6 protein-coding genes are annotated in these 6,247 nt (G+C 58.2%); all 6 read right to left on the bottom strand.

From position 1 onward, the window contains the following. Positions 1-39 precede the first annotated feature (39 nt). Positions 40-735 (bottom strand): hypothetical protein, encoded by a 696-nt coding sequence (locus GTN70_06165; GenBank protein NIO16569.1) that lies wholly within the window; start codon positions 733-735, stop codon positions 40-42. Continuing rightward, a complete protein-coding gene (locus GTN70_06160) occupies positions 714-2,006 on the bottom strand; it encodes a hypothetical protein (protein NIO16568.1) in 1,293 nt (430 codons plus the stop codon). Before GTN70_06160 ends, GTN70_06165 begins: the two co-directional genes overlap by 22 nt. Beyond that, on the bottom strand, positions 1,990-2,874 hold the full coding sequence (locus tag GTN70_06155) for a 4Fe-4S dicluster domain-containing protein (GenBank protein ID NIO16567.1): 885 nt from the start codon (positions 2,872-2,874) through the stop codon (positions 1,990-1,992). Before GTN70_06155 ends, GTN70_06160 begins: the two co-directional genes overlap by 17 nt. Before the next feature lie 80 nt (positions 2,875-2,954). Further along, the gene (locus tag GTN70_06150) at positions 2,955-3,656 is read right to left on the bottom strand and encodes a hypothetical protein (GenBank protein NIO16566.1); all 702 of its coding nucleotides are present in this window, start codon (positions 3,654-3,656) and stop codon (positions 2,955-2,957) included. A gap of 54 nt (positions 3,657-3,710) precedes the next feature. Next, positions 3,711-4,424 carry a hypothetical protein gene (locus GTN70_06145; protein NIO16565.1) on the bottom strand — a complete coding sequence of 238 codons (714 nt, stop codon included), beginning with the start codon at positions 4,422-4,424 and terminating at the stop codon, positions 3,711-3,713. A 457-nt stretch (positions 4,425-4,881) separates the two neighbouring features. Next, the gene (locus GTN70_06140) at positions 4,882-6,246 is read right to left on the bottom strand and encodes a response regulator (GenBank protein NIO16564.1); all 1,365 of its coding nucleotides are present in this window, start codon (positions 6,244-6,246) and stop codon (positions 4,882-4,884) included. Position 6,247 lies beyond the last annotated feature (1 nt).

Below are 6,247 nucleotides of genomic sequence, written 5' to 3'. Positions count from 1 at the left end.
TTCCGGCCTGCCGTCTCTTCCCGGCGGTGACCCCACGGCTCAAACCTCCTCGCCCGTTCGCAAAACCTCCTCAACCAGCTCGTGCCACCGGTCACCATAGAGAGCCCGGGCAATACCCGATACGGGCTGTCCGCCGTCGTGATACACGGGCCCCAGGCTTCCCCCCACACTCTCGCGAAGAAAGTCGACGATCCCTTCGATCCAGTCCTTCGCCAGCCTTCCCGAGAGCAGGTGGGTGAGGTTCCCCGAGAGCCTCGTGGGCCTGATCTTCATCAACCAGCCCCTCCCGTAGGGATCCTGGTTCACGATCTCGGGAAAATCCATCACCTCGGCGTTCAAAGCGACGACCTCCCCATCGACGGGGGAGAGCATATCGATGGTCTTCGAAGCGACATCTATACTCCACCCTACCTCCCCCTGACGGATGGTGGCACCCGACCCGGGAAGCCGGAGATTATCAGCCCTCCCCAGCAGTTTCTGGGCGAAATCATCGAGCCCGACGGTTACCAGGTCCGGGCGCTCTCTTCGCAGCCAGCTGTGCCCCTGGTGGAAATAGTACCCCTCCGGAACGTGGAACCATTCCCCCGCTCCAGGGAAGAGCTCCTCCTCTGCCGCCTCCGGAAGGGGGGGCCAGATGAAGCGCCAGAAGAAAATAACAATGAAGAGAAAGAAAATGACGATGATGTACTCGATTCCCTTCGTCGCATAGATGTCTACATATGTGAAGGTCTCCATTTCACCACCTCCGCTTCTTTCACCGGCTCACCTTCCGGTTCGCGGTACTTCCGCAAAACGGGCATTCTGTTCACGACCCACCGAAAGACCCAGATCTCGAGAAAGATAACCGCGAGGGTTATCTCCACCTCCATCCAGGAGGGAACGTACCGCACCGGCTCGTACCACTTGAAGGCGATGATGGAGACGTTGAGCCGGTTCAGCACGACCCCGATGGCCGCCAGGACAGCGGTGAACTGAACCATGGGGACGCTTTCTTTCCGCACCGCGTAAACGAACAGGCCTGCAGGAACGAGCACGAATCCCACCGTCTCCAGGAGGTACCAGTACCCCATGGGCGTAGGGATCAGGTCCCAGTGCCTGCCGTGGACAAAATCGATGATTTTGAGAAACAGGTACACGAAGAGGGCGCAGGCTGCCCCTTTTCCGAGTCCCAGGACTATCTCGCCATGGGACGCCCGGTGCTCGCCATCGATCTGGCTGTTGAAAATTCTGTGGGATATGGAGCTCTCGATGATGACCATGGAGAGACCCGCAAATATGCTCGAAATGAAGAAGAGAACGGGTATGCTCCCCGAATACCAGAGGGGGTGAATCTTCGACGGGGCGAGGAGGAAGAGAGCCCCCAGGCCCGACTGATGGAGCGTTGAGAGCGTTATCCCGAATATGACGGCTCCCATGGTCAGGCTCATGACGAACCTGCGCACCCTCTTCCAGTTCAGCCACTCTGCAACGGCAGGAGCGAATTCAACGAACTCGCATATCATGTAGAGCATGAAGTGCCACGCCACCAGGAAGAGGACGGAGCTGAGGCCGAAGGCTTTCCCGATGATCGGGTTGATCACGTTCCAGGGGCGGCCCAGGTCCAGGAGGAGCGCGCCGGCGTAGAAGACATAGGCGAGAAAACCGTTTAAAACCGTGGCCCGGACAATGGGTTCGTACTTCTTGAACCGCAGGACGTGGACGACGAAGGTGAGCACGTATGCGCCGCCGGCAAAGGCCACCCCCGTCACCACGTCGAAGCCGATCCAGAGGCCCCAGGGGTAGTCCTGGTTCAGGTTCGTCACCGCGCCGAGCCCCCTGGCAAAGCGGATCACGACGAGCACGGCGCCGAGCAGTATGATCGCCCCGCTGATGACGTTGAAGGGAGTGAGCACCCTCCCTTTCGGCCTGAGCTCGCCGAGGAAGAAGCGGATGAATTCCCCTGCCTTCTGAAGAAGAATCGGCGCCGGCCCCGGATTGCTACTTCCTGTGTCAGTCTTTCCCTTCATCGCCTCTCTCCCCCTTCTTTCTCGAAAAGTGGTTCAAGGCAAGCAGCATGGACGGCCACAGCACGAAAACCAGGGGAACCCCGTAGAGAAACCCCGACGTCAGCTCAGGGTAGGGCCTCACGCCCAGGTCTGTCCTGAAACCGATCTGGTCGAAGGGGATTGCAGAGAGGTAGAGCCAGCCGGTGCCCCCAACTTCATGCTCACCGTATATGTGGGGGACGTATTTCCCCGGATTCCTGTATATGCGCTTTCTCGCAACCTCCACAAGTTCCCTCCTGGTCCCGAAGAGGGTCGCCTCCGTGGGGCACGCCTCCGCACATGCGGGAATCTTCCCCTGCCTCTGCCTGTCGTAACAGAAGGTGCACTTCTTGATAAAGGGCGACGGGCTGTCATACTCGAATTTCGGTATGTCGAAGGGGCACGATATCATGCAGTACCTGCAGCCCATGCACCGCTCCTTGTTATAGATGACCGGCCCCTGCCGCGTTTTCTCGAGCCCCTTGACAAGGCACGCCGACGCGCAGGCGGGCTGGTTGCAGTGCATGCACTGCCTCCTCACGTATATGGGGCTGCCGGGATCCCGGGGGTTCGGGAACCGGTTGATTACCGTGTAGGCGCCGATGGATGTATCCCTTTTCCTGTCATACACGCTCCCCTCATCAAACGGCGTCGCCGGATCGGGGAGGCTGTTCTTCTCGTTGCAGGCCTCTTCGCAGCTGCGGCAGCCCTCACAAAGCGTCGTGTCAATGAGCATAGCGGAAAACTCGGGATCCGGTTCTTTTGTTCTGGCACGGGCATCACTTACGCCGAGCAGTGCCATTCCCGCGCATCCGGCGATCTTCAGGAAATCTCTCCTCTTCACGCTCATTGCTTCCTCTCCTTTCTTCCGGTTCCGCCAGGACCGCTCTCATATCCCGGGGAAGGCCTGACACGGTAATTTTCTTCCCCTTACAGACCGAAGAAGGCCCTCCCGAGCTTCTTGAGGAGCTCGTCGTCCATTTTTTCGACGATGCCCGAAAGGTAGGCGCCACCATCCCGGGCGGTCACTCCCACTTCCCGCTGCCGTCCCATGTGACGGTCGATAAATTCCGAAAACCGCTCCATCTCCCTCTGGAACCAGTTGGCCGCCTCGGCAGCTATCCTGAGCCGCTTGATGTTCTTTACGAAATTGGTGGGCCTGATCTCGAGTATCCATCCGGACTGGTACGGGTCGTTCGTTATCCGCTCCGGCGACAGCTCGACGTAATCGTTGACCACCTGGACGATACCGTCAAGGGGAGACACGAAATCGATCGCCCGCTTCCCCTTGACCAGGGCAAACAGCTTGCCCCCCTGCGCAACCCGGGTGCCCTCCCGCGGCAGCAGAACACCGTCTATGTCCCCCACGATCATCCGGGCAAAGTCGTCGATTCCCACTCTCGCCTCACCCGTGAGCCCCAGGTGGGCCCAGGTGTGCCCGGGATGGAGAAACACGCCTTCCGGGATCGCATACCCCGAAAGGGCGGGTGATACCCGTGGAGGCACGGCAAGCTCCTGAGATTCGCCGTACTGGCTCGCCAGCTCCCTTGCCCTCACCTCGGCCCTCTTCTCGAGAGCAATCTGGACCAGGATAAAGGCAGCAAATGTCAATATGACAAGGATGGGGACCATTGTTCTCACCTCCTTTGCCGGTTCGCGTTGACCCCGTTATTGCAATCCATACCCCTACTCCAGGAAAATGCCGACGATCTTGCTCCACTGTTGCGTGCTCAGCTGGGCGCTGATATTCGAAACCGCCTCACCCCCGTTCGTTGCCGTGATGCCGAAGTTTACCGCGCACACCCTCATGAGCCGCTCGGCGTCCCACCTGAGCCAGTTTTGAGCTGCGCTCCCGTAGAACAGGCCCTTGATCCCGTCCCCGGTCAGCCGTGCGCTGAGCACCCATCCTTCCCAGTAAGGATCCTCGTTGATGACGGCAGGGTGGGATACAAGGTTTTCGTTGACCTCCTTGATGATCCCGGTCACGGGAGCCGCCATGCGGATCTTGCGCTTGCCGGAGTGGAGCAGGAAGCATACGCTTCCCTCCTTCACGGCCGTGCCCGTCGGGGGGAGGGAAACCTTGTCTATTTTCCCGATGATCCTCTGGGCAAAATCATCGATTCCCACCCTCACGTCGTTTTCGCTGTCTTCCGGGAAGGAGACCCACAGATGCCCCGGGTGGTAATAGTAGTCCGATTTGATGAGGAACCCCCTGACATTCTGCGTCTCTCTCTCGGCGCAGCTTACCTCCTTGAAATGGGAACACTCCTGGAAATGGGAGGTCCCGCAGAGGCCCCGGGAAGACGAGAGACGCTCGACGGGTATCATCTTCTTGACGGGAAAGGCCTTGCAATATATGACCGTCTTTACCTCGAGAAACGGGCAGGTATCCCCTTTCATGTCTACCCCCTTTCCTTCAGAAATGACGACCCGCATCCCTCGGGCAGGAGAGGAAAACGCCACTGACTAGGGAAGGTGCACCCTCACGGCTCCATCGCTTTCAGCGGGCCCGGTTCTTGCCGCCGCTATCAGGGCAACCACGAGATAGGTGACAAATATTATCGCGTATCCCATTTTCGCCTCCCGACCAACCGTTTCTACCCTCTTCATTCGCAATGACCGTGCCAGCCCGGAACATGGGCGCGATAACTTTACAACTACTTGAAAACAATAGATATTTCAGGAATAAGGGGGCGCGGCTGCCTGAGAGCCATCCGGACGAACCTGTGGCTTTCTTCCACACTTCCCGCGGAACCGTCATTTCTTTATATATATCAAGTGGTTAGCAAGTTGAAAAAAACAGCACCGTATGGATATTTTCCACACATGCCGTTTTCCCATCAAGGAAGGGCCGGTCTCAGTGGCTCACCTGCCCGGCGGTATCCCTTTTCAGGTTGAATTTTTTGATCTTGTTGTACAGGGTTCCCCGGTCGATGCTGAGGATCTGTGCCGACCTGTTGATGTTCCACCTGTTTTCGAGCAGCACCTGCCTGATATGCTCCCGCTCCACATCTTCGAGGGACCGCCCCCGCCCCACCCGGCCACGGGGGGTGATCGGGAGGTTGATATCGGATTCAACGATCGTTTTTCCCTTCGCGACGACAATCGCCCTTTCGATCACGTTTCTCAGCTCTCTCGCGTTTCCCGGCCACTCATAGTCCATGAGCATACCCATGACTCCCTCGCTCACCCCCGTCATGCTCTTTTCCAGCTCCACGTTGAATTTTTCCACGAAGTGCTCGACCAGGAGGGGGATATCCTCCTTTCTCTCCCGGAGCGGGGGAATCTGTATCGATATGACATTCAGCCGGTAATAGAGGTCATCCCTGAAAGACCCGTCCTCGATTGCCTTTTTCAGATCCCTGTTCGTGGCGGCCACGATGCGCGCGTCGATGGCGATCAGGTCCGATCCGCCGATCCTCCGAAACTCCTTCTGCTCCAGGACCCGCAGGAGATCCATCTGTAACTTCAGGCTTATGTCGCCGATCTCATCCAGGAAAAGCGTTCCCCCCTGCGCGAGCTCGAGCTTCCCTCTCTTTTTCGCATCGGCACCGGTAAAGGAGCCCTTCTCGTGGCCGAAGAGCTCGCTCTCGAGAAGGGATTCGGTCAGTGCGCCGCAGGAAATGGAAACGAAGGGCCCATCCCTCCTGTGGCTCTCGGCGTGAATCGCCCGGGCAAGGAGTTCCTTCCCCGTCCCGCTGTCCCCCTGAATCAGAACGGTGGAGTTGCTCTTCGCCACGGACCTGACGAGCTCGAATATTTCCATCATCCGGTGATTCTTGCTGATCAGGTCGTGCAGCCGGTACTGCTTCTTCAGCTCTTTGCGGAGGTAGATGTTCTCCTCGATGAGACTCTTGTGCTCGATTATCTTCTTCACCGTGATCGACAGGTCTTCCGGCTCGAAGGGTTTCACGAGATAGTCATAGGCTCCCTTTTTTATCGCCTTCACTGCCGTGTCGACGGTCGCATACGCCGTCATGATGACCATCATCAGGTCGGGCCGGACCTTTTTCACCTCATCCAAGAGCTGAATCCCGTCCATCCCGGGCATCTTCAGGTCAATGAGCAGGAGGGTCCAGTCCCGTGATGGAAGCCGCTCGAGTGCCTTGAAACCGCTCTCCACGGCCTCCACGCTGTACCCGTCCTCCCGGAGCCAGCTCGTCAGAGATTCGCGCACGATCTCCTCGTCGTCCACGATCATGATATGTACCTTCTTTTCCATC

The sequence above is a fragment of the Deltaproteobacteria bacterium genome, assembly GCA_011773515.1.
Classification (GTDB): domain Bacteria; phylum Desulfobacterota; class Deferrimicrobia; order J040; family J040; genus WVXK01.
The sequence above is the reverse complement of the archived record's forward strand: the minus strand, read 5'-3'. Positions and strand labels throughout refer to the sequence as shown.

Excerpts from the sequence above, each read along its gene's own strand:
- GTN70_06165 (NIO16569.1), bottom strand. The coding sequence starts at position 735 with ATGGAGACCTTCACATATGTAGACATCTATGCGACGAAGGGAATCGAG.
- GTN70_06160 (NIO16568.1), bottom strand. The coding sequence starts at position 2,006 with ATGAAGGGAAAGACTGACACAGGAAGTAGCAATCCGGGGCCGGCGCCG.
- GTN70_06155 (NIO16567.1), bottom strand. The coding sequence starts at position 2,874 with ATGAGCGTGAAGAGGAGAGATTTCCTGAAGATCGCCGGATGCGCGGGA.
- GTN70_06150 (NIO16566.1), bottom strand. The coding sequence starts at position 3,656 with ATGGTCCCCATCCTTGTCATATTGACATTTGCTGCCTTTATCCTGGTC.
- GTN70_06145 (NIO16565.1), bottom strand. The coding sequence starts at position 4,424 with ATGAAAGGGGATACCTGCCCGTTTCTCGAGGTAAAGACGGTCATATAT.
- GTN70_06140 (NIO16564.1), bottom strand. The coding sequence starts at position 6,246 with ATGGAAAAGAAGGTACATATCATGATCGTGGACGACGAGGAGATCGTG.